Annotated in this window: 17 protein-coding genes; 9 read left to right on the top strand and 8 right to left on the bottom strand. The window is 72.4% G+C overall.

What is annotated here, in order from left to right; genetic code table 11:
- The first annotated feature begins 31 nt into the window (after nt 1–31).
- Nucleotides 32–2,311: a PQQ-dependent sugar dehydrogenase gene (locus D9C15_RS03785; RefSeq protein ID WP_127996073.1), complete on the top strand. Its 2,280-nt coding sequence runs from the start codon at nt 32–34 to the stop codon at nt 2,309–2,311.
- A 3-nt stretch (nt 2,312–2,314) separates the two neighbouring features.
- Here D9C15_RS03785 and D9C15_RS03780 read toward each other — a convergent pair whose 3' ends face one another.
- The gene (locus tag D9C15_RS03780; RefSeq protein WP_127996072.1) at nt 2,315–2,821 is read right to left on the bottom strand and encodes a sigma-70 family RNA polymerase sigma factor; all 507 of its coding nucleotides are present in this window, start codon (nt 2,819–2,821) and stop codon (nt 2,315–2,317) included.
- Between the two features lie 129 nt (nt 2,822–2,950).
- On the opposite strand from D9C15_RS03780, the gene D9C15_RS03775 reads away from it, so the two are divergent.
- The 4 genes from D9C15_RS03775 to D9C15_RS03760 all read left to right on the top strand — a co-directional run bounded on the left by D9C15_RS03775 (nt 2,951) and on the right by D9C15_RS03760 (nt 7,123).
- Nucleotides 2,951–3,673 (top strand): response regulator transcription factor, encoded by a 723-nt coding sequence (locus tag D9C15_RS03775; RefSeq protein ID WP_127996071.1) that lies wholly within the window; start codon nt 2,951–2,953, stop codon nt 3,671–3,673.
- A 13-nt stretch (nt 3,674–3,686) separates the two neighbouring features.
- Entirely contained in the window at nt 3,687–5,222 is a 1,536-nt protein-coding gene (locus D9C15_RS03770; protein ID WP_127996070.1) for a sensor histidine kinase, read from the top strand.
- 216 nt (nt 5,223–5,438) lie between these two features.
- A complete protein-coding gene (locus D9C15_RS03765; RefSeq protein ID WP_127996069.1) occupies nt 5,439–6,203 on the top strand; it encodes a sulfite exporter TauE/SafE family protein in 765 nt (254 codons plus the stop codon).
- Nucleotides 6,204–6,298: 95 nt separating this feature from the next.
- Nucleotides 6,299–7,123, top strand: coding sequence for an HDOD domain-containing protein (locus tag D9C15_RS03760; RefSeq protein ID WP_127996068.1), 825 nt, complete (start codon nt 6,299–6,301; stop codon nt 7,121–7,123).
- On the opposite strand, the gene D9C15_RS03755 is transcribed toward D9C15_RS03760, so the two are convergent.
- The 6 genes from D9C15_RS03755 to D9C15_RS03735 form a co-directional block, all read right to left on the bottom strand.
- Nucleotides 7,124–8,803 carry a SulP family inorganic anion transporter gene (locus tag D9C15_RS03755; protein ID WP_127996067.1) on the bottom strand — a complete coding sequence of 560 codons (1,680 nt, stop codon included), beginning with the start codon at nt 8,801–8,803 and terminating at the stop codon, nt 7,124–7,126.
- Nucleotides 8,804–8,946: 143 nt separating this feature from the next.
- Nucleotides 8,947–9,111, bottom strand: coding sequence for a hypothetical protein (locus tag D9C15_RS33310; RefSeq protein WP_164886632.1), 165 nt, complete (start codon nt 9,109–9,111; stop codon nt 8,947–8,949).
- Nucleotides 9,112–9,139: 28 nt separating this feature from the next.
- Nucleotides 9,140–9,361: a hypothetical protein gene (locus D9C15_RS03750; RefSeq protein ID WP_205854709.1), complete on the bottom strand. Its 222-nt coding sequence runs from the start codon at nt 9,359–9,361 to the stop codon at nt 9,140–9,142.
- 213 nt (nt 9,362–9,574) lie between these two features.
- Nucleotides 9,575–11,284, bottom strand: coding sequence for an ABC transporter ATP-binding protein (locus D9C15_RS03745; RefSeq protein ID WP_127996065.1), 1,710 nt, complete (start codon nt 11,282–11,284; stop codon nt 9,575–9,577).
- Nucleotides 11,281–12,333, bottom strand: coding sequence for an ABC transporter permease (locus tag D9C15_RS03740; RefSeq protein WP_127996064.1), 1,053 nt, complete (start codon nt 12,331–12,333; stop codon nt 11,281–11,283). Before D9C15_RS03740 ends, D9C15_RS03745 begins: the two co-directional genes overlap by 4 nt.
- A complete protein-coding gene (locus D9C15_RS03735; protein ID WP_127996063.1) occupies nt 12,330–13,268 on the bottom strand; it encodes an ABC transporter permease in 939 nt (312 codons plus the stop codon). The genes D9C15_RS03740 and D9C15_RS03735 overlap by 4 nt, the downstream gene beginning before the upstream one ends.
- A 138-nt stretch (nt 13,269–13,406) precedes the next feature.
- On the opposite strand from D9C15_RS03735, the gene D9C15_RS03730 reads away from it, so the two are divergent.
- Genes D9C15_RS03730 through D9C15_RS03715 form a run of 4 tightly spaced genes read left to right on the top strand, consistent with a single transcriptional unit; the run spans nt 13,407 to nt 20,851 of the window.
- The gene (locus tag D9C15_RS03730; RefSeq protein ID WP_310734455.1) at nt 13,407–15,227 is read left to right on the top strand and encodes an ABC transporter substrate-binding protein; all 1,821 of its coding nucleotides are present in this window, start codon (nt 13,407–13,409) and stop codon (nt 15,225–15,227) included.
- Nucleotides 15,224–17,023: an ABC transporter substrate-binding protein gene (locus tag D9C15_RS03725; RefSeq protein ID WP_127996062.1), complete on the top strand. Its 1,800-nt coding sequence runs from the start codon at nt 15,224–15,226 to the stop codon at nt 17,021–17,023. The genes D9C15_RS03730 and D9C15_RS03725 overlap by 4 nt, the downstream gene beginning before the upstream one ends.
- 7 nt (nt 17,024–17,030) lie before the next feature.
- Complete coding sequence (locus D9C15_RS03720) at nt 17,031–18,830, top strand: ABC transporter substrate-binding protein (RefSeq protein ID WP_127996061.1); 1,800 nt, start codon at nt 17,031–17,033, stop codon at nt 18,828–18,830.
- On the top strand, nt 18,827–20,851 hold the full coding sequence (locus D9C15_RS03715) for an acetoacetate--CoA ligase (RefSeq protein ID WP_127996060.1): 2,025 nt from the start codon (nt 18,827–18,829) through the stop codon (nt 20,849–20,851). The genes D9C15_RS03720 and D9C15_RS03715 overlap by 4 nt, the downstream gene beginning before the upstream one ends.
- On the opposite strand, the gene trxC is transcribed toward D9C15_RS03715, so the two are convergent.
- Nucleotides 20,836–21,267 carry a thioredoxin TrxC gene (gene trxC, locus D9C15_RS03710; protein WP_127996059.1) on the bottom strand — a complete coding sequence of 144 codons (432 nt, stop codon included), beginning with the start codon at nt 21,265–21,267 and terminating at the stop codon, nt 20,836–20,838. The genes D9C15_RS03715 and trxC overlap by 16 nt on opposite strands.
- Between the last annotated feature and the right edge of the window lie 18 nt (nt 21,268–21,285).

Here is a 21,285-nt window from a genome sequence, read left to right as displayed (position 1 = left end):
CGCGCGTCATGCGCGGCGCCAAGGGGGACACATGGAACGCCGCTGGTGGGTGCTGCTGGGACTGTCGACCGCGCTGCTGTCGGCCTGCGGAGGAGACGACGAGGCCGCCCCCGCGCCGGCGCCCAACCAGGCCCCGGTCGCGACGATCACCGCGCCCGCGGCGAACAGCCGGTTCGCCGCCGGTGACACGATCACCTTCGCCGGCAGCGCCACCGACGCCGAGGACGGCACGCTGGCCGCGTCGCGCCTGACCTGGTGGGCCGAACTGCACCACGATGCGCACACCCACCCCTTCCAGCCTGAGACCAGCGGCGGCACGGGGCAGGCCACCATCCCGACCCAGGGCGAGACCTCCGCCAACATCTTCTACCGCTTCCACCTGCGCGCCACCGACAGCGCGGGCGCCGTCACCGAGGTCACGCGCGACATCCTCCCGCGCACCGTGGTCGTCACCCTGGCCACCGATCCCCCGGGCCTGGCGCTGAGCCTGGACGGGCAGGGCGCGCCCGGCAGCTTCACCGGCGTGGTCGGCATCGAGCGGCGGCTGACCGCGGCCGACCAGACCGCCAATGGCAGGCGCTGGCGCTTCGTGCGCTGGAGCGACGGCGGTGCCGCCTCGCACCTGATCGATACCCCGGCGACGGACACCACCTACACCGCCACCTTCGAAGAGGACGTGGCGCCGAACCAGCCGCCGACTGTCTCGCTCACGGCGCCGGCGGCCGGCAGCAACGGCACCGTGGGCACGCCGATCGCCCTGAGCGCGACCGCGGACGACAGCGACGGCAACGTGACCGGCGTCGAGTTCTTCGAGAACGGCGTGAAGATCGGCGCCACCGACACCAGTGCGCCGTACGGCGTCAGCTGGACGCCGGCCACCGCCGGCATGCGCACGCTCACCGCACGGGCCACCGACGACCAGGGTGCCACGACCACCAGCGGCCCGGTCGCGGTGACGATCGCCATGCCGGCCGGCGACACGCAGGCGCCGGTGGCGCGCATCGACTCCCCGGCGAACCTGACCGGCAACCTGAGCGGCACGCTGGCCGTCACCGCGAGCGCGACCGACAACGTCGGCGTCACCTCGCTCGAGATCCAGCTCGACGGCCAGGCCGTCACGGGCGGCAGCGCGGGCGGCTCGCCGCTGACGGTGAACATCGACACCACGGTCCACGCCGCCGGCCAGCACGTGCTGCGCGCGCGGGCGCGCGACGCCGCCGGCAACACCTCGGCCTGGGCCAGCGCGGTGGTGAGCTTCGGCGGCAGCCGCACGCAGCCGGCCGGCTTCACGCGCAGCGAATGGGTCGGCGGCCTCTCCAGCGCCACCGCCTTCGCGCAGGCGCCCGACGGGCGCTTCTTCGTCGCCGAGCAGGGCGGCTCACTGCGCGTGGTGGACAACGGCACGCTGCTGGCCACCCCCTTCATCACCCTCGCCGTCGATCCGCAGGGCGAACGCGGCCTGCTCGGCGTGGCGCTGCACCCGCAGTTCGCGAGCAACCGCTGGATCTACCTGTACCACACGACCACGGAGAACGGCACGCACAACCGCATCAGCCGCTTCACCGCCGATGCCGGCAACCCGAACGTCGTGCAGGCCGGCAGCGAGCTGCGCATCGCCGATCTGCCGGCGCTGTCGGGTGCCACCAACCACAACGGCGGCGCGATGCACTTCGGCCTGGACGGCAAGCTCTACGTGGCGGTGGGCGACAACGCCGACAGCAGCAAGGCGCCGGACCTGAACGACCCGTTCGGCAAGATGCTGCGCTTCAACGACGACGGCACGATCCCGACCGACAACCCGCACTACCAGGCGCCGGCGACGCTGGTCGACGCGATCTGGGCGCGCGGCCTGCGCAACCCCTTCACGTTCTCGGTGCGCGCCAGCGACGGCCGCCTGCACATCAACGACGTCGGCCAGGGCACCTGGGAGGAGATCAACGTCGGTGCGCCGGGCGCCAACTACGGCTGGCCGAGCACCGAGGGGCCGACGAGTGCGGCCGGCATCGCCGCGCCGCTGTTCGCCTACGACCACAGCAGCTCGCCGGACGCCACCAGCGGCTTCTTCAGCGGCTGTGCGATCACCGGCGGCGCGTTCTACGGCAGCAGCGGCAGCTTCCCGGCCGCCTACCGCAACAGCTACTACTTCGCCGACTACTGCGGCGGCTTCATCGGCCGGCTCGACCTGGCCAACGGCAGCGCCGCCTACCGCTTCGGCAGCGTGTCCGGCAACCCGGTGGACATGCGGGTCGGCAACGACGGCAGCCTGTACGTGCTGACACGCGGCAGCATCGTGCGCTTCAGCAGCCCCTGAACCTCAGTTCAGCAGCTGCCGGCGCGCCCGGTGCAGGCGCACGAACAGGTTGTCCTCGCTGATCGCGAGCGCGGCGCAGACCTCGGCGCTGTCCTGGTCCTGCAGCACGCGGCGCTGCACCACCTCGCGCAAGCCGGCGGGCAGCGCCTCGATGCGCGCCAGCGTCTGCGCGAGCCGCTCGCGCTGCTCGGCCAGCTCGTCGGGGCGCGCATGCGGGCAGACGATCTCGCGTGCGCCGTCCTCGTCGTCCGGGCCGGCGGTCTCGAGGCTCTCGACCCCGGCGCGCTGGCGCACCAGGTCGACGATCTTGTGCTTGAGGATGGCGGTCAGCCAGGATCGCAGCGCCGAGCGGCCGGCGAACGAGGCGCGGCCGGCCAGCACGGCCTCGAACACGTCGTGCACCACGTCCTCGGCCAGGGTGGGGTCAAGCAGGCGGCGCTGCGCGAAGCGCACCAGCGCGTCACGGTGGGAGAACATCTCGGTCCAGGGCACGGCAGCGGCGGCGTTCATGGGGGTCCTCGGCGGCGGTGAATCGATGGGGGCCACTGTGGCCGGCCCGGATCGCGCGCCGCTCACCGAAGATCACGGCCAGATCACAAGGCTGTAAGAACGCCGTCGCAGCGCCCGACAATCGGGACCATGTCGAGCGCACCTGCCTCCATCCTCGTCGCCGAAGACCAGGCCGACATCCGCGAGCTGCTGGTGCTGAACCTGCGCAATGCCGGCTACGCGGTCGACGCGGTGGCCGACGGCGCCGCGGCGCTGGCGCGCCAGCTCGAGCGCCCGGCCGACCTGCTGCTGCTGGACCTGATGCTGCCGGCGCTCGACGGCCTGGAGGTCTGCAAGGCGCTGCGTGCACGCGGCAGCGCTGCGCCGATCCTGATGCTGACCGCCAAGTCGACCGAGCTCGACCGCGTGCTCGGCCTCGAGCTCGGCGCGGACGACTACCTGACCAAGCCCTTCTCGCTGGCCGAACTGCTGGCGCGCGTGAAGGCGCTGCTGCGCCGCGCCGAGCTGCTGCGGGCCGCGCAGCAGGCCGGTGCCGGGCCGGCACGGCTGATCCGCAACGGCGAGCTGGAGATCGAGCCGGCCAAGCGCCGCGTGCACTACCGCGGCGCCGAGATCGCCTTCACCGCGCTGGAGTTCGACCTGCTGCTGCACTTCGCGTCGCACCCCGGCCTGGTGTTCTCGCGCACCCAGCTGCTGGACGCCGTCTGGGGCTACAGCCACGACGGCTACGAGCACACCGTCACCACCCACATCAACCGGCTGCGCAACAAGCTCGAGGCCGACCCGATGCGGCCCGAGCTGATCCTCACGGTGCGTGGCGCGGGCTACAAGATGCGCGAGCCTCCTCGATGACGAGCGGTGTCCGGTGAGCGTCCGCCTCAAGCTCGCCCTCACGGTGCTGGCCACCGGACTGGTCACCGCGCTCGGCGTGATGGTCGCGGTGCTGTACGGCTTCCAGCGCTTCGAGCACGAGACCACCTTCCAGCGCGCCAACGCCTTCCTGGCTCGGGTCACCGCCGCCTACGACGACCTGCTCGACCTGCAGCAGCGCCGCCCCGACGAGTTTCGCGACTGGCTGCGCAGCCTCGTGCTCTACGAGCCGGACACCCAGCTCTACCTGCTCGATGCCGAGGGCCTGGTGCTGGCCAGCACCGGACAGGCGCAGCTGCCGCCGGGCTTCAAGGTGGCGATCGCTCCGGTGCGCGCGGCCGTCGAGCGCGCCCGGGCCGGGCGGGCCCGCTGGGGCGAAGGCTACGTGATGGGCGACGACCCCGAGCGCATGGACGCCGACGCCGTGGTCGCGGCCTGGCCGCTGCGCCGCGCCGTGATCCGGCCCGGCGAGCAGGCGGCCGGCTACCTCTACCTCGTCTGCCACACCGACGAGACGCCCGAGGCGCGCTGGGCCGCGCTGCGCGGCAGCCTGGCGCTGCCCACGCTGGCGCCGATCGCCGGCATCGTCGCGCTGGCCTCGCTGTTCGCGGCGCTGATCATCGCCGCCGTCACGCGGCCGCTGCGTCGCCTCACCGAGGCGGTGGCGCAGCTGTCGGCGCAGGGCCTGGAGGAGGACCCCGGCCGCACCCCGGCCGCGCTGCTCGCGCCGCCCGGGCGCGACGAGTTCGGCCGCCTGACCGGCGCCTTCGCGATGATGCTGGAGACCCTGCGCCGCCAATGGGCCGCGCTGCGCCGGCTCGACCATTTCCGCCGCGAGGGCGTGAGCAACCTGTCGCACGACCTGCGCTCGCCGCTGACCGCGACGGTGGCCTGTCTCGAGACGCTGCAGCAGCGCTGGGGCGAGGACGCGGCGCGCGCCGAGGAGCGCCGCCTGGTCGAGGTGGCGCTGCGCAACAGCCGCAATGCGGCGCGCCTCGTGCAGTCGCTCGGCGAGCTGGCGCGGCTCGACGAGCCGGCCTATGCGCTGCAGCGCGAGCCGGTCGACGTGGTCGAGCTGCTCGACCAGATCCGCGCCCGCTTCGCCGAACGCGCCCGCGCGCAGCAGGTGCAGCTGCGCGTCGACGAGCCGGCCGACGGCGAGCCGGTGCCGGCCGACGTCGACGTCGAGCTGTTCGAGCGCGCGGTGGCCAATCTGGTCGACAACGCGCTCAAGCACGGCGGGGCCGGCTGCACGATCACGCTGGCGGCGCGGCGCGAGCCCGGGCAGCTCGCGGTGCGCGTGGCCGACACCGGGCCCGGCATCGCCGCGGCCGACCTGCCGCACCTGTTCGACCGCTTCTACCAGGCCCGCGCCAGCGTCGCGCCGGCCACCGGCGAGGGCGGCAAGGGCCTTGGGCTCGCGATCGTCAAGCGCATCGTCGAGTTGCACGGCGGGCAGGTCGACGTGAGCAGTCACCTCGGCGCAGGCACAACCGTGCAGCTCACGCTGCCGCTGCCAGCTTCAGGGTAAGCCCTGCTGCGGCCCCCTGGCCACCCGCCTACAGTTCGCCCACTCGCAGCGGGCCCCCAGGGGCCTCGCCACGGCGGGGGACTGAGGAGACTCGAAACGCGCCGCGGCTTGCCGCAGGTCGCGACACTCTGACAGGCCGCAGCAGCGGCCGATGCAAAAATCGAGGGGCGCCGGTGGGACTCCACCGGCGCCCCTTTCGACTTCTTCCTCTCCGACTTGTCGCTCGATCTCGCCATCGCCGCCTTGGCGGCGCTGGGCGCCGGCTGCGTCGACGCGATCGTCGGCGGCGGCGGCCTGGTGCTGGTGCCGGCGCTGTTCAGCGTGTTTCCCGAGGCGCCGGCCGCCACGCTGCTGGGCACCAACAAGGCCACCGGCATCTGGGGCACGGCCTGGGCCACGCGCCAGTTCGCGCGCCGGGTGCAGATGCCCTGGGCCGTGCTGCTGCCGGCCGCGCTGGCCGCCTGGTGCGGCAGCCTGGCCGGGGCCTGGGCGCTGACGCAGGTCGACCCCGGCGGCCTGCGCAAGGCGCTGCCGGTCGTGCTGGCCGCGGTGCTGCTCTACACCCTCGCCCGCAAGGACCTGGGCCGGCACCACGCGCCGTCGGCGCGGCGCGGCGTGCAGCTTGCGCTGGCCGGCGCGATCGGCGTGACGGTCGGCTTCTACGACGGCTTCTTCGGCCCGGGTGCGGGCAGCTTCTTCGTGTTCGGCTTCGTGCGCCTGCTCGGCTTCGACTTCCTGCACGCCTCGGCCAGCGCCAAGCTGCTGAACACCGCCACCAACGGCGCGGCGCTGCTGCTGCTGGCGCTCAAGGGGCATGTGTGGTGGCATGTCGCGGCGGTCCTGGCGGTGGCCAACGTGGCCGGCAGCCTGGTCGGCACGCGGCTGGCCCTGCGCCACGGCGCGGGCTTCGTGCGCGGCGCGTTCATCCTGGTCGTCGCGGCGCTGATCGCCAAGACCGGCTGGGACGCGCTGCGGCTGTGAACTGCACCGCGAACGCGCTGTTTCTCCTCGGTTCGCCGCAACGCCGCCGGCCTACGATGCCCCGGCGACCCCACGACTGCCGAAAGGCGTGCACCATGCCCGTCGACAAGGAACTGCGTTCACTCAACATCGACATCCCCGCCCAGCCCGATTCGCTGGTCAAGCTCTCGCTGCTGCTGGCCGAGGAGGAGGTCAACCTGCAGTCGGTCAGCGCCCTGGTCAGCGGCGACATGGCGCTCGCCTCGGCGGTGCTGAAGGCGGTCAACTCCTCGCTGTACGGCCTGTCCGGCCGCGTGCAGAGCGTGCAGCAGGCCATCACCTACCTCGGCACGCGCGAGGTCGCGGCGGTGACCTTCGAGATGGGCCTGCGTGCCGTCTTCCCGCCCGCGCCCGAGCTCGACCCGCTGTGGGAGCGCGCCGCGGTGCGCGGCCTGCTGATGGGCCGCATCGGCCAGGCGCTGGGCGTCGACCCCTGGGCGGCACATTCCGCCGGCCTGTTCGAGGAATGCGGCAAGGCGGTGCTGTTCCGCCACGCGCCGGAGCGCTACAAGCCGCTGCTGAAGGCGGCCGCGAACGACGAGGACCTGCTGCTGCTCGAGCACGACGAGTTCGGCGTCAGCCACGATGCGCTCGGCGCCGCGCTGTGCGAGACCTGGGGCCTGTCGGGGCCGGCCGTGTCGAGCGTGCGCTTCCACGTGATCGTCAATGCCACGCTGCAGCTGCCGATGCAGCTGCCGCGGCGCGCCATCTGCGCCCTGTCGGCGCTGGCGCATGCGCTGATGACCAACCCGGACACGCTCGACGTGGTGGCCGGGAAGGTTGCGCCGCAGGCCGACCTGGACCCGCAGCTCGTGCTGCGCGGCGCGCGCAAGGTGCAGGAGCAGATCGAGAACGCGGTGGAGCGTCAGCGGGCAGCGTAGTCACTCGCCGGCGTCCACCATGCCCTGGTGGTGGCTGAGGTAGACCCGGCCGCGGAACCAGTCCTCGAAGCCGCCGGCGCGCAGCCGGTCCATCACCGGGCCCTTCACCTCCGACAGGTCGAGCCGGATGCCGCGCTCGGCCAGCATCGCGTGCAGCGTGCGCAGCGCCTCGTAGGCGCTGAAGTCGATCGAGTTCACCGGCGACATCTGCAGCAGCACGCGCCGGGTGTCCGGCAGCGCGGCCAGGTGGTGGTCCACCACGCCGGTCAGGCGCCGCGCGTTGGTGAACAGCAGGCTCTCGTCGATGCGCAGCGCCAGCACGCCGGGGGTGCACTGCACCGCATGGCGGTCGACGTTGCGATAGTGCTCGGTGTCGCCGACCCGGCCGATGCGCGCCACGTGCGGGTTGGCGCTGCGCTGCAGCAGCAGCCCGATCGACAGCGCCACGCCGGCGCCCAGCGCCCACTGTGCGCCGCCGAGCAGGGTCAGCAGCGCGACGACCAGCATCACCCCGAACTCGGCCGGGGCGTAGCGCCAGGCCTCGGCGAAGGCGCGCCACTCGACCACGCCCAGCACCGCGACGACGATGGTCGCCGCCAGCACCGCTTCGGGCAGCCAGGCCAGCGGTGCCGCCAGCAGCAGCACCGCCAGCGCCATGAACAGGGCCGACCAGGCACCGGCGGCGCGGGTGCGCGCGCCCGCCTCGGCATTGACCGCGCCGCGCGAGAAGCTGCCGCCCACCGGCATCGCCTGCGCGCAGGCGGCCGCCAGGTTGGCCGCGGCCAGCCCGGCGAGTTCGCGGCGGGCATCGACCTGCTCGCGCCGGCGCAGCGCCAGGCCTTCCGAGACCGCCAGGCTGCTGACGAAGGTGACCAGCGCGAGCGGCAGCGCGGCCGGCAGCAGGGCGGCCCACAGCGCGGCGTCCAGGGGCGGCCAGCCCAGCGGCAGGTGGAAGTCCGGCAGGCGACCGACCAGCGCGACGCCGCGCGCGTCGGCGCCGACCGCCGCGGCCAGCGCGATCGCCAGTGCGATCACCAGCAGCGGCGCGCAGCGCGCCGCCAATGCCGCCGTCGGCGCGGCGAGCAGGCGGCGCAGCAGCGCCTGCGCATGGCGCCGCGCGAGCAGCAGCAGCAGCAGTGCGGCCACGCCGAAGGCGGCGGTGGCGAGGTGGCCGTGGCGCGGCGCCTGCCACCACGACTGCAGCAGCTGCGGCACGGTGGAGCCCTGTGCCGCACCGCCCAGCAGCGCGGGCAGCTGCGAGCAGGTGATGGCCAGCGCGGCGCCCGTGGAAAAGCCATGCAGCACCGGGGTCGACAGCAGGGCTGCCAGCGCGTCGAGCTTGAACAGGGCCGCGGCGGCCAGCAACAGCCCGGATTCGGCCGCCAGCACCAGGGCGGCGTGCTGCACCGGCACCCCCTGCGCGGCCAGCGGCTGCACGGCCTGGATCGTCATCAGCGCCACCACCGCCACCGGCCCGACCGAATTGACCGGAGAGGATCCGAGCGCGGCGTAGGCGAGCATCGGCAGCAGGCTGGCATACACGCCCACCTCGGGCGGCAGGCCGGCGAGCAGGGCGTAGGCCAGGCTCTGGGGGATCAGCAGGATCGCGACGATGAAACCGGCGACGAGGTCGTCGCGCAGCGCGCTGCGGCAGTAGTCGCGGAGGCGTTCGGCGGGCATGCGCGCCGAGTATTCACCGAGTCACCGTCGGGAGCCGACACCGGAAAAAAGAAAGGGAAGCGGGACAGTGGCCCGGGGCTCGCTCTCAACCTCCCCGGATTGCCCGCTTCCCTGGTGGACAGGTGTCAGTCCGCAAAAACCTTTCAGCGTGCGCCGCTCGGGCGCAGGAACAAGGACAGCTGCTCGGGCGCACGGCCGGTCTGCAGCACCTTCGACGGCCGCGAGGCGTCGGTCGGCTTCAGCACGGGCGCCTTGGGCGCGATCCGCGTAACCACACGCGGCGTGTTCGGCAGGGTGCGTGGCGGCATGGTGGCCTCGCTGCGTTCGGTGGTCGTCTCAGCTGCTCAGTTCGCTGGCAGCAAAGGCCGGGAAGCGCGGCTCGCCCACGCCCAGCATGCCGGCCGCCTTGCTGATCCAGCCCGACAGGTCCGGCGCCTTGGGCAGGCGCGGCGTGGCGGGCTGCGCAAGGCGCAGCAGCGACGACGCGCCGCCGCGGCAATGCGGGCCGGCGGGGCGGAGGCGGCGGACGGGCGCGGGGGTGGAGCGGCTCAGCGGCATGGTTTCAACGACGTCCTGGTCAGTTGGCCATGCCAGCGCAATCGGCGTGCCATGCCGTTGGCGACCGCTCACGGCCGTGCGAGTGTGGCAAACCGCACATGGCCGGACGCATTTCGGCCGGCCCGCCGGGCCGCAGCGGCCGAATCGTGACCGAAATGTAAGTGCTTCGATACAAGCCCGACACGAATCGTCGCGTCGGCGTGGCCGCGCGGGTCAGGCGCGGGCGCGGTAGCCGCGCGGCACGGCGCCGAGCAGCCGCCGGGTGTAGTCCTGCTGCGGCGCTTCGAGGATCTGCGCCACCGGCGCCTGCTCGACCACCGCGCCGTCCTTCATGACCAGCACCTCGTCGGCCATGAAGCGCACCACCGCCAGGTCGTGGCTGATGAAGATGTAGGTCAGGCCGAGCGCGTCCTGCAGGTCCTTCAGCAGGTTGAGCACCTGCGCCTGCACCGACACGTCCAGCGCGCTGACCGCCTCGTCGAGCACCAGCAGCTCGGGCTCGAGCGTCAGGCAGCGGGCGATCGCGATGCGCTGCCGCTGGCCGCCGGAGAACTCGTGCGGGTACTTGTTGAGCGCGGTGTCGTCGAGCCCGACCTGCGCCAGCAGCCGGCTCGCGCGCTCGCGCCGCTCGGCCTCGTCGGCGCCGATGCCGTGGATCGTCAGCGGCTCGAGCAGCGTCTGCGCCACCGTGAAGCGCGGGTTCAGCGAGGCATACGGGTTCTGGAACACCACCTGGATGCGCCGGCGCATCGGCAGCATCTGCTCGCGCGAGAGCGACAGCAAGTCCTGGCCGTGGAACAGCGCCTGGCCGCCCACCGGGCCGCCGGCCGGCTCGTGCAGGCGCAGCAGCGCCAGGCCCATCGTGGTCTTGCCCGAGCCGGATTCGCCCACCACGCCGAGCGTGTGGCCGCGCCGCAGCCGGAAGCTGGCACCCTTGACGGCCTGGAACTCGCGCCGGCCGAACACGCCGCGGCGGATCCAGAAGCCCTTGGTCAGCGCCTTCACCTCGAGGATGACGGGGGCCTGCGGGTCCTTGGGCCGGGCCTCGTGCCGGGCGGTGCGGCCGTCGAGGTGGTCGTCGATCACCATCAGCCGCGCGTCGTGCTGCTGCAGCGTCGGCCGGCAGGCCAGCAGCGCCTTCGTGTAGGCGTCGCGCGGGTGCTCGAAGATCTCGGCCACCGGCCCCTGCTCGCGCACCGTGCCCTGGCGCATCACCACCACGCGGTCGGCGATCTCGCCCACCAGCGCCAGATCATGGCTGATGAACAGCATGCTCATGCGGTGCTTGTCCTTCAGCCGCGCGAGCAGCTCCAGGATCTGGCGCTGGATGGTCACGTCCAGCGCGGTGGTCGGCTCGTCGGCGATCAGCAGCTTGGGCTCGCAGGCCAGCGCCATCGCGATCATCACGCGCTGCTGCTGGCCGCCGGAGAGCTCGTGCGGGTGCGCCGCCAGGCGCCGGCGCGGCTCCGGCAGGCCCACCTCGGCGAGCAGCTCCTCGGCGCGCGCCATCGCCTGGCGGCGCGTCAGCCCGAGGTGGCGCAGCAGCGGTTCGCACAGCTGGTGGGCGATGCTGAACACCGGGTTCAGCGAGCTCATCGGGTCCTGGAACACGCAGGCGATCTCGCGCCCGCGCAGCGCCTGCAGCTCGGCCAGCGAGGCCTGCAGCAGGTCGCGCCCCTGGAAGCGGATGCGGCCCTCGCGCTGCGCGTTCTCCGGCAGCAGGTTGAGGATGGACATCGCCGTGACGCTCTTGCCCGAGCCCGACTCGCCCACCAGCGCGACGGTGCCGTTGTCCGGGATGTCGAAGCTCACGCCGGTGTCGCCGCGCCCCACCGCCTCGCTCCAGGTGGCGCGCGCGCCGCGCCCGAGGCGAAAGCGCACGCGCAGGTCGTCGATCGCGAGCAGCGGATTCGCGGCGTTCATTCGGCCCCCCGCAGCTTCGGATCGAGCGCATCGCGCAGCGCATCGGTCATCAGCGAGAACGCGGTGACGAACACCGCCATGAAGAGCGTGGCCGCGGCGAGCTGCCACCAGTGGCCGAGGATCAGTTCGGTCTGCGCCTCGGCGAGCATGGTGCCCCAGGAGACCTGGTCGACCCGCACGCCGAGCCCGAGGTAGGACAGGATCACCTCCGCCTTGATGAAGCCGACCACCAGGATCGACAGCTGCACCAGCACCACGTGGCTCACGTTGGGCAGGATGTGGCGGAAGATGCGCGCCCCCGGGCCCGCGCCGATCGCCTCGGCGGCGCGCACGTAGTCGCGCACCGAGTGCTTCAGGAACTCGGCGCGCACCAGGCGGTAGATGCCGGTCCAGCCGGTCAGGCCGAGGATCAGCACGACCGACTCGACGCCGCGCCCGACCACCGCGGCGAAGGCGAAGATCAGCAGGATGTCGGGCACCGAGGTGAACACGTTGTAGAGCCACTCGAGGAAATCGCCCACCTTGCCGCCGAAGAAGCCGGCCAGCGCGCCCAGCACGGTGCCGATCAGGGTGGCCAGCAGCGCCGCGGCGACGCCGACGAACAGCGAGATCTCGGTGCCCTTGATGGCCTTGGCCAGCACGTCGCGGCCGAGCCGGTCGCCGCCGAAGGGCAGGGTCTCCTGGCGCTCGAGCTCGGCGGTGCGCAGCTTGGCGGCGCGCTCGGCCCATTCGGCGTAACGCGGGGCGAGCGGGTCGACGTCGGAGATGTCCACGTTCGGCCCGCTGGGCACCGGGATGGCCTCGACCGCCTGCTTGTCGGCCGGGCCGATGAACGTGGGCGGTGCGTTCGGGACGCCGCGTTCGGCCTGCCAGTCGCCGGCCACCAGGCCGAGCGCGGTGGACAGCATCAGCAGCGCGAACGCGGCCACGATGGCCAGCGACACCATGCCGACGCGGTCGCCGCGGAAGCGCCGCCAGGCGGCGGCCCAGACGCCTTCCGAGCGGGACGCCGGCGTCGTGCCGGCGGAGGAGGACAGGACGGCACTCATTTCAGCACGACGCGCGGGTCGACCAGCTTGTACAGCACGTCGGTGGCCAGGTTCACCACCATCGTGATCACCGCGAGGTAGATCGTCACCGCCTGGATCACCGGGTAGTCGCCCCGGTTGACGGCCAGCAGCACCTCGCGGCCCAGGCCCGGGATCGAGAAGAACACCTCGATCAGGAACGAGCCGACGAAGATGCCCGGCAGCGACACCGCGACGTTGGTCAGGATCGGGATCATCGCGTTGCGCATCACGTGGGTGAGCAGGATGCGCGGCTCGGTCAGCCCCTTGGCGCGCGCCGTGCGCACGTAGTCCTGCCCGATCTCGTCGAGGAAGAAGGTGCGGTACAGCCGGGTGCGCGGCGCCAGGCCCACCATCACCGCCAGCAGCACCGGCAGCGGCGTGTACACCGCCAGGTTGGTGGCCAGGCTGTCGGTCCAGCCCTGCACCGGGAACCAGCCGAGCCGGAACGCGAACAGGTACTGGCCGACGATCACGTAGACCAGGAAGGAGATCGACAGCGCGACGGTGGTCGCCACCATGATCGCGCGGTCGGTCAGCGAGCCGCGCACGTAGGCCACCAGCAGCGCGATCGGCACCGCCAGCAGGGTGTCCAGCACCAGGATCGGCAGCATCACCGTCAGCGTGGCCTGCACGCGCGAGGCGAACAGGCTGGAGATCGCCTCGTTGGTGGCCCAGCTGCGGCCCCAGTCGAAGGTGACGATCTGCTTCAGGAAGATGCCCAGCTGCACCCACCAGGGCTCGTTCAGGCCGAGCTGGGTGCGGATGGCCTGGATCTGCTCGGGCGAGGCGCCCAGGCCGCCGATCACTTCGGCCGGGTCGCTGCCGAACCACTTGAACAGGAAGAACACCAGCAGCACGACGCCGAACAGCGTCGGCACCATCTGCCACAGGCGCCGTATCAGGTATGCGGCCATGCGCTCCGGGTCGTTCGTGAGACTGCGCGAGTCTAGGGGCAGCGCGGGAAGCCCCTGCCCCGCGTTTGCCCTCGGCGCCCGGATGCAATCCGCGTGCCGCGAACGAATAGACTTTGCGGCCTCTGCCCAGGAGTTGCCGTGAGGATCATCCGTGCGCTGGTTCTGATGCTCGGCTGCGGCGCCGCGCTCGCGCAGGCGCCGGCCGACCCGCCGCCCGACGGGCCGCGGGTGCTGCGCTACGCCTTCCCGATCGCCGAGACCGGTTTCGACCCGGTGCAGCTGTCCGACCTGTACTCGCGCACCGTCACCGCCGGCATCTTCGAGGCGCCGCTGCGCTTCGACTTCCTGGCCCGGCCGTTCCGCATCGAGCCGCTGACGGCCGAGGCCCTGCCGGTGATCGAAGACGACTACCGCAGCTTCACCTTCCGCATCCGGCCGGGCATCCACTTCGCCGACGACCCGGCGTTCCAGGGCAGGAAGCGCGAGCTGGTCGCGGCCGACTACGTGTACTCGATCAAGCGCCACTACGACCCGCGCTGGAACAGCCCCAACCTGTACCTGCTGGAGAACGCCAAGCTGCTCGGCCTGTCGGAGCTGCGCAAGCAGGTGCTGGCGAGCAAGCAGCCCTTCCCCTACGACACCGAGGTCGAGGGTGCCAAGGTGCTGGACCGCTACACCTTCCGCGTCCGCCTGGCCGAGCCCTCGCCGCGCTTCCACCGCGCACTGATGACCGACAGCTCGGTGTTCGGCGCGATGGCGCGCGAGGTGGTCGAGTTCTACGGCGACAAGATCATGGAGCACCCGGTGGGCACCGGGCCGTTCCGCCTGGCCGAGTGGCGGCGCAGCTCGAAGATCGTGCTGGAGCGCAACCCCGGCTTCCGCGAGCTGCGCTACGACGAGCAGGCACCCGACGACGATCCGCGCGCGCAGGCCATCGCCAAGCGCCTGGCGGGGCGCCGCCTGCCGCTGCTGGACCGGGTGGAGATCGCGATCATCGAGGAGGTGCAGCCGCGCTGGCTGTCGTTCCTGAACGGCCAGGCAGACCTGATCGAGCGCCTGCCCAACGAGTTCGCGCCGCAGGCGATCCCGAACAACCAGCTCGCCCCCAACCTGGCCAAGCGCGGCATCGGCATGGACCAGTCGCCGCTGGTCGACATCACGCTGGCGGCGCTGTTCAACCAGGACAACCCGGTGGTGGGCGGCTACACGCCGGAGAAGGTGGCGTTGCGGCGCGCCATCGCGCTGGCCTACGACAGCGACGAGGAGATCCGCCTGGTGCGCATGAACCAGGCCATTCCTGCGCAGACCGCGATCGCGCCGCTGGCCTACGGCTACAACCCGGCGCTCAAGACCTCGATGAGCGACCACGACCCGGCGCGCGCGAAGGCGCTGCTGGACCTCTACGGCTACGTCGACCGCGACGGCGACGGCTGGCGCGAGCAGCCCGACGGCACGCCGCTGACGCTCGAGTACGCCACCCAGCCCGACCAGGTCAGCCGCAAGCTGGCCGAGCTGTGGCAGAAGAACATGAAGGCGGTCGGCCTGCGCATCGTCTTCAAGATGGCCAAGTGGCCGGAGAACCTGAAGGCCTCGCGTGCCGGCAAGCTGATGATGTGGGGCGTGGGCTGGTCGGCCGCCAGCCCGGACGGCGACACCTTCCTCGCGCTCGCCTACGGGCCGAACAAGGGCGGCGCGAACCACGCGCGCTTCGACCTGCCGGCCTTCAACGACTTGTACCTCAAGCAGAACCGCATGCCCGACGGGCCGGAGCGCCAGAAGGTGATGGAGGAGGCGAGCAAGCTGATGGTGGCCTACGTGCCCTACAAGCTGAGCGCGCACCGCATCGCCACCGACCTGACGCAGCCCTGGGTGGTCGGCTTCAAGCGCAACCCCTTCGTGCGCGAGTTCTACAAGTTCGTCGACGTCGACCCGGCGTTGCAGCGCCAGCTTCAGCGATGAGCTGGTGGCGTGTCGCGCTGCTCGCGCTGGCGCTGGCCCTGGCGCTGCCGGCGCGCGCCGAGCCGCCCAAGGTGCTGCGCTACAGCTTCCCGGCCGCCGAGACCGGGTTCGACCCGGCCCAGGTCAGCGATCTGTACTCGCGCACCGTCACCGCGCATGTGTTCGACGGGCTGTACCAGTACGACTACCTGAACCGCCCGTTCCTCGTGCGGCCCAACGTGGCGGCGGGCATGCCCGAGGTCTCGGCCGACTTCCGGACCTGGACCGTGCGCATCCGGCCGGGCCTCTACTTCGCCGACGACCCGGCCTTCAAGGGCGTGCGGCGCGAACTGGTGGCGCAGGACTTCGTCTACGCGATGAAGCGCTACTTCGACCCGGTGAACAAGAGCCCGAACTACGCCGGCCTGGCCGAGGAGGGCATGCTCGGCCTGGAGGAGCTGCGCGAGCAGGCGCTGAAGAACAAGACCGCCTTCGACTACGACCGCGAGGTCGAGGGCCTGCGCGCGCTGGACCGCTACACGATCCAGTTCAAGCTCGCCAAGCCGCGCCCGCGCCTGCTCTACACGCTGGCGCAGGGCGACCTGTTCGGCGCGGTGGCGCGCGAGGTCGTCGAGGCCTACGGCGCGGCCATCATGGAACACCCGGTGGGCACCGGCCCGTACCGGCTGGTCCAGTGGCGACGCAGCTCGCTGATCGTGCTGGAGCGCAACCCGAACTACCGGCGCGAGCGCTACGAGGAGGTCACGCGCCCCGCCGACGACGATGCCGAGGGGCGTGCGCTGGCGGAGCGTTTCCGCGGCCGCCTGCTGCCGATGGTCGACCGGGTCGAGATCAGCATCGTCAATGAGAGCCAGCCGCGCTGGCTGTCCTTCCTGACCGAGCGCTTCGACCTGCTCTCGGTGCCGCTGGAGTACGCCCAGCTCGCCGCGCCGAACGGCAAGCTCGCGCCCAACCTGGCGCGCAAGGGCATCGGGCTGCAGCGCATCGTCAACCCGGACCGCACGCTGTACTACTTCAACATGGAGGACCCGGTGGTCGGCGGCTACGCGCCGGAGAAGGTGGCGCTGCGCCGCGCGATCTCGCTGGGCTCGGACGTCTGGCGCGAGATCCGGCTGATCCGGCGCGGCCAGGCGATCCCGGCGCAGACCATCGTCGCACCGGGCACCTGGGGCTACGACGCCCAGCTCAAGACGGAGAACAGCGACTACGACCCGGCGCGCGCCCGCGCGCTGCTGGACATGTACGGCTACCTCGACCGCGACGGCGACGGCTGGCGCGAGATGCCCGACGGGGCGCCGCTGCTGCTCGAATACGGCTCGCAGTCCGACCCGATCTCGCGCCAGTTCGACGAGCTGTGGCAGAAGAACATGAAGGACCTCGGGCTGAAGCTGAAGATCGACGTCGGCCAGTGGCCCGAGCAGCTGAAGAAGGCGCGCGCCGGCCAGATGATGATCTGGCAGCTCGGTTATTCGGCCGCCGACCCCGACCTGCAGACCGCGCTGCAGGTGCTGTACGGCCCGGCGTCCGGCGGGCAGAACCTGGCGCGCTTCCGCAACGAGCGCTTCGACACCCTGTACCGCGAGATCCAGGCCCTGCCGGACGGCCCCGAGCGCCTGGCCAAGGTGCGCGAGGCGCAGCGCATCGTCGCCGCGCTGGCGCCGCACCGCTACAACGTGCACCGCGTGCTGACCGACCTCACCCAGCCCTGGCTCGCCGGCTTCCGGCGCCCGCTGTTCGGCAACCGCTTCTGGCACTACGTCGACATCGACGTGGCGCGCCAGCCGCAGCAGCCCTGAGGCCTGCATGCTGCGGCGGCGCACCCTGCTTGCCGGGCCGCTGGCGCTGGCGGGGGGCGCTGCGGCAGAGGCGGCGCCGCGGCGCGCGCCCGGCACCCTGCGCGTCGCGCTGCGCGTGCCCGAGACCGGCTTCGACCCGCTGGCCATCGGCGACCTCGGCTCCTCGCGCATCGCCTCGTGCATCTTCGAGGCGCCGCTGACCTACGACTACCTGGCGCGGCCGGTGCGGCTGATCCCGCAGACCGCCGCGGCGCTGCCGGACATCTCGGCCGACGCAAGCACCTTCACCTTCCGCATCCGCCCCGGCATCTTCTTCGCCGACGACCCGGCCTTCGGCGGCCGGCCGCGCGAGCTGGTGGCGCAGGACTACGTCTACAGCGTCAAGCGCTACTACGACCCGCGCAACAACAGCGAGAACCTCTACATCTTCGCCAACGCCGGGCTGCTCGGGCTCGACGCGCTGCGCCACCGGGCGCTGAACGAGCGCCGTCCGTTCGAATACGACCGCGAGGTCGAGGGCATCCGCGCGCTCGACCGCTACACCTTCCGCGTGCGCCTGGCGCGGCCCGACCCGCGCTTCCACCTGCAGTTCGCGCGCCAGGACGTGCTCGGCGCCATGGCGCGCGAGGTGGTCGAGCGTTACGGCGCCGACATCGCCGCGCATCCGGTGGGCACCGGGCCATTCCGGCTGGCCGCCTGGCGGCGCGCCTCGCGCATCGAGCTGGAGCGCAACCCGCGCTACCGCGGCCGCACGATCGCCGCGCCGCCGGACCTGCCCGACGATGCGGCCGGCCGCGCCGCGGTCGAGCAGCTCGTCGGGGCGCGCCTGCCGCGGGCCGAGCGCATCGAGCTCGACGTGATCGAGGAGGCGCAGCCGCGCTGGCTGGCCTTCCTCGAAGGCGCGCACGACCTGCTCGAGGTGCCGTCCGAGTACGGCGCGCTCGCGGTGCCCGACGGCCGGCTCGCGCCGCACCTGGCGCGGCGCGGCATCCGGCTGCAGCGCACGCCGCAGGCCGACCTGGCGATGACCTACTTCAACATGCGCGACCCGATGGTCGGCGGCTACGCGCCCGAGCAGGTGGCGCTGCGCCGCGCCGTCGCGCTGGCCTACGACAGCGCCGCCGAGCTGCGCCTGGTGCGCCATGGCCACGGCGTGCCGGCACAGTCGGTGGTGGCGCCCTTCACCTCGGGCTACGACGCTGGCTACCGCAGCGAGATGAGCCAGCACGACCCGGCGCGGGCCGCCGCGCTGCTCGACCTGTTCGGCTTCGTCGACCGCGACGGCGACGGCTGGCGCGAGCGGCCCGACGGCACGCCGCTCGTGCTGCGCCTGGCCGGCACCGCCGATCAGACCCAGCGCCGCCTCAACGAGCTGTGGCGCAAGCACCTCGCGGCGGTGGGCGTGCGCATCGAGTTCGAGACCTCGACCTGGGGCGAGCTGCTCAAGCGCAGCCGCACCGCGAGCCTGATGATGTGGGGCTTCAGCTGGGTCTCGCAGACACCCGACGGCGGCTTCTTCCTCGGCATCGGCTACGGCCCGAACGACAACGAATCGAACGACGCGCATTTCGCGCTGCCGGCGTTCGACCGCCTGTACGAGCGCCAGAAGGTGCTGCCCGACGGCCCCGAGCGCGATGCGCTGATGCGCGAGGCCAAGAACCTGCTGGTGGCCTACATGCCGTACAAGGCGCGCTTCCACACGGTGATGAACGAACTCGCGCAGCCCTGGGTGCGCGGCTTCTGGCGCCACCCGTTCATGGGCGATGTGTGGTGCTACGTCGGCACCGATGGGGAGACGTCAACATGACCCTGCCCGAGCCGCGCATCCAGCGCTATCTGCGTTTCCTCGCAGACACCCGCAGGCTGCGCTTCGACGCCACCACGCCCGCAGGCTACGACGCGCTGTGGCGCTGGTCCACGAGCGAGCTGCCCGCCTTCTGGGCCTCGCTGTGGGCGTTCTTCGAGATCGCCTCGCCGACGCCGTACACGACCGTGCTCGAGCGCGAGACGATACCCGGCGCACGCTGGTTCCCCGGCGCGCGGCTGAACTACGCACAGCAGGTGTTCCGCCACGCCGACGCGGCGCACGCCTCGGGCCAGCCGGCGATCGTGTTCCGCAACGAGGTGATGGGCGCGGCGCTGCAGCAGCTCGCCTGGCCCGAGCTGCGCCGCCAGGTCGGCGCGCTTGCCGCCGCGCTGCGCGGCCTGGGCGTGCGGCCGGGCGACCGGGTCTGCGCCATCCTGCCCAACACGCCGCAGGCGGTGGTCGCCTTCCTCGCCGCGGCCAGCCTGGGTGCGATCTGGTCGGTCTGCTCGCCGGACATGGGGCCGCTGGCCATCCTCGACCGCTTCCGCCAGATCGAGCCGGCGGTGCTGATCGGCTGCGACGGCTGCACCTGGGGCGGCGTCGCGCAGGACCGGCGCGCCGTGCTGCGCGAGGTGGCCGACGCGCTGCCCGGCCTGCGCCACCTGGTGCTGCTGCGCTACCTCGACGCGGCCGCCGACCCGGCCGACTTCGCCGCCCCCGGCCGCGCCGCGCACGACTTCGACGCGCTGACACGCGGCGACGCCCCGCTCGTGCCCGAGGCGCTGCCGTTCGACCACCCGCTCTGGGTGGTCTACTCCAGCGGCACCACCGGGCTGCCCAAGCCGATCGTGCACGGCCACGGCGGCATCGTGCTCGAGGCGCTGAAGATGGGCGTGCTGCACAACGACATCGCGCCCAGCGCCGAGTGCGGCGAGCGCTACCACTGGTTCAGCACCACCGGCTGGATCATGTGGAACGCGCAGGTGGCCGGGCTGCTCGGCGGCACCACGATCTGCCTGTACGACGGAAACCCCGGCGGAGCGCAGGGCGCGCCGGACTGGTCCACCCTGTGGCGCTTCGCGGCCGACGCCGGCGTCACCTGGTTCGGTGCCGGCGCGGCGTTCTACGCCAGCTGCCTGAAGGCGGGTGTCGAGCCGCAGGGCGCGGGCACGTTGCTGCTGCGCGCCGTGGGCTCCACCGGCTCGCCGCTGGCGCCCGAGTGCTACCGCTGGATCTGGGAGCGCTTGCCGCAGGTCGAGGGCCGGCCGATCTGGCTCACGCCGATCAGCGGCGGCACCGACTTCGCCGGCGCCTTCGTCGCCGGCCTGCGCACGCTGCCGGTGGTCGCGGGCGAGATGCAGTGCCGCTGCCTGGGCGCGGCGATCGAAGCCTGGAGCGAGGACGGCCGGCCGCTCGTCGACGAGGTCGGCGAACTGGTCTGCACGAAGCCGCTGCCGTCGATGCCGCTGCGCTTCTGGAACGACCCGGGCGACGCGCGCTACCGGGAGTCGTACTTCGAGATGTTCCCGAAGGTCTGGCGCCACGGGGACTGGATCCGCATCACGCCGCGCGGCGGCGCGGTCATCTACGGCCGCAGCGACGCCACCATCAACCGCCACGGCGTGCGCATGGGCACGGCCGAGCTGTACCGCGCGGTGGAGGCGCTGCCCGAGGTGCTGGACAGCCTGGTGGTGGACCTGGAGTACCTCGGCCGCGAGAGCTGGATGCCGCTGTTCGTCGTGCTGCGCGAGGGCCTGGTGCTGGACGCGGCCCTCGTGCAGCGGCTGAAGGACACGATCCGCCAGGCGCTGTCGCCGCGCCACGTGCCCAGCGAGGTGTTCCAGGTCGCGGCCATCCCGCGCACGCTGTCGGGCAAGAAGATGGAGCTGCCGGTCAAGAAGCTGCTGCTGGGCATGCCGGCCGAGCAGCTGTTCCGGCGCGACGCGATGGCCAACGCCGGCTGCGTGGACTGGTTCGTGGACCTGGCGGCGCGCCGCGCGGCCGCTCAGGCGCGCGCCTGAGCCTGCGCGATCCAGGCTGCGATCTGCGGCGCCTGCAGCGCGCCGGCGGTGCGCTGCACCTCGCGCCCGCCCTGCAGCAGCACCATCGTCGGGATGCTGCGGATGGCGAAGCGCTGCGCCACCTGCGGGTTGGCATCGGTGTCGACCTTGGCGAACAGCACGCGGCCCTTGAGCTGCCGGGCGGCCTGCGCGAACTGCGGCGCCATCATCTGGCACGGGCCGCACCAGGCGGCCCAGAAGTCCACCACCACCGGCAGCTCGGTGCGCGCGGTGACCGCGTCGAAGTTGGCGTCGGTCAGCTCGACCGGCTGGCCGGGGAGCAGCGCCTGGCCGCAGCGGCCGCAGACCGGGTCGTCGGCCAGGCGTTCGTCGGGCACGCGGTTGGTGCTGCCGCAGTGGGCGCAGGCGATGTGCATGGGGCTTCTCCTGAATAC

The sequence above is a fragment of the Piscinibacter defluvii genome (genome assembly GCF_004011805.1).
Taxonomy (GTDB): Bacteria; Pseudomonadota; Gammaproteobacteria; order Burkholderiales; family Burkholderiaceae_C; genus Piscinibacter; species Piscinibacter defluvii.
This window is presented reverse-complemented; position numbering and strand designations above follow the sequence as displayed.

Coding starts and splice junctions, on each gene's coding strand:
- D9C15_RS03785 (WP_127996073.1), top strand. CDS start 32: ATGGAACGCCGCTGGTGGGTGCTGCTGGGACTGTCGACCGCGCTGCTG.
- D9C15_RS03780 (WP_127996072.1), bottom strand. CDS start 2,821: ATGAACGCCGCCGCTGCCGTGCCCTGGACCGAGATGTTCTCCCACCGT.
- D9C15_RS03775 (WP_127996071.1), top strand. CDS start 2,951: ATGTCGAGCGCACCTGCCTCCATCCTCGTCGCCGAAGACCAGGCCGAC.
- D9C15_RS03760 (WP_127996068.1), top strand. CDS start 6,299: ATGCCCGTCGACAAGGAACTGCGTTCACTCAACATCGACATCCCCGCC.
- D9C15_RS03755 (WP_127996067.1), bottom strand. CDS start 8,803: ATGCCCGCCGAACGCCTCCGCGACTACTGCCGCAGCGCGCTGCGCGAC.
- D9C15_RS33310 (WP_164886632.1), bottom strand. CDS start 9,111: ATGCCGCCACGCACCCTGCCGAACACGCCGCGTGTGGTTACGCGGATC.
- D9C15_RS03750 (WP_205854709.1), bottom strand. CDS start 9,361: ATGCCGCTGAGCCGCTCCACCCCCGCGCCCGTCCGCCGCCTCCGCCCC.
- D9C15_RS03745 (WP_127996065.1), bottom strand. CDS start 11,284: ATGAACGCCGCGAATCCGCTGCTCGCGATCGACGACCTGCGCGTGCGC.
- D9C15_RS03740 (WP_127996064.1), bottom strand. CDS start 12,333: ATGAGTGCCGTCCTGTCCTCCTCCGCCGGCACGACGCCGGCGTCCCGC.
- D9C15_RS03735 (WP_127996063.1), bottom strand. CDS start 13,268: ATGGCCGCATACCTGATACGGCGCCTGTGGCAGATGGTGCCGACGCTG.
- D9C15_RS03725 (WP_127996062.1), top strand. CDS start 15,224: ATGAGCTGGTGGCGTGTCGCGCTGCTCGCGCTGGCGCTGGCCCTGGCG.
- D9C15_RS03720 (WP_127996061.1), top strand. CDS start 17,031: ATGCTGCGGCGGCGCACCCTGCTTGCCGGGCCGCTGGCGCTGGCGGGG.
- D9C15_RS03715 (WP_127996060.1), top strand. CDS start 18,827: ATGACCCTGCCCGAGCCGCGCATCCAGCGCTATCTGCGTTTCCTCGCA.
- trxC (WP_127996059.1), bottom strand. CDS start 21,267: ATGCACATCGCCTGCGCCCACTGCGGCAGCACCAACCGCGTGCCCGAC.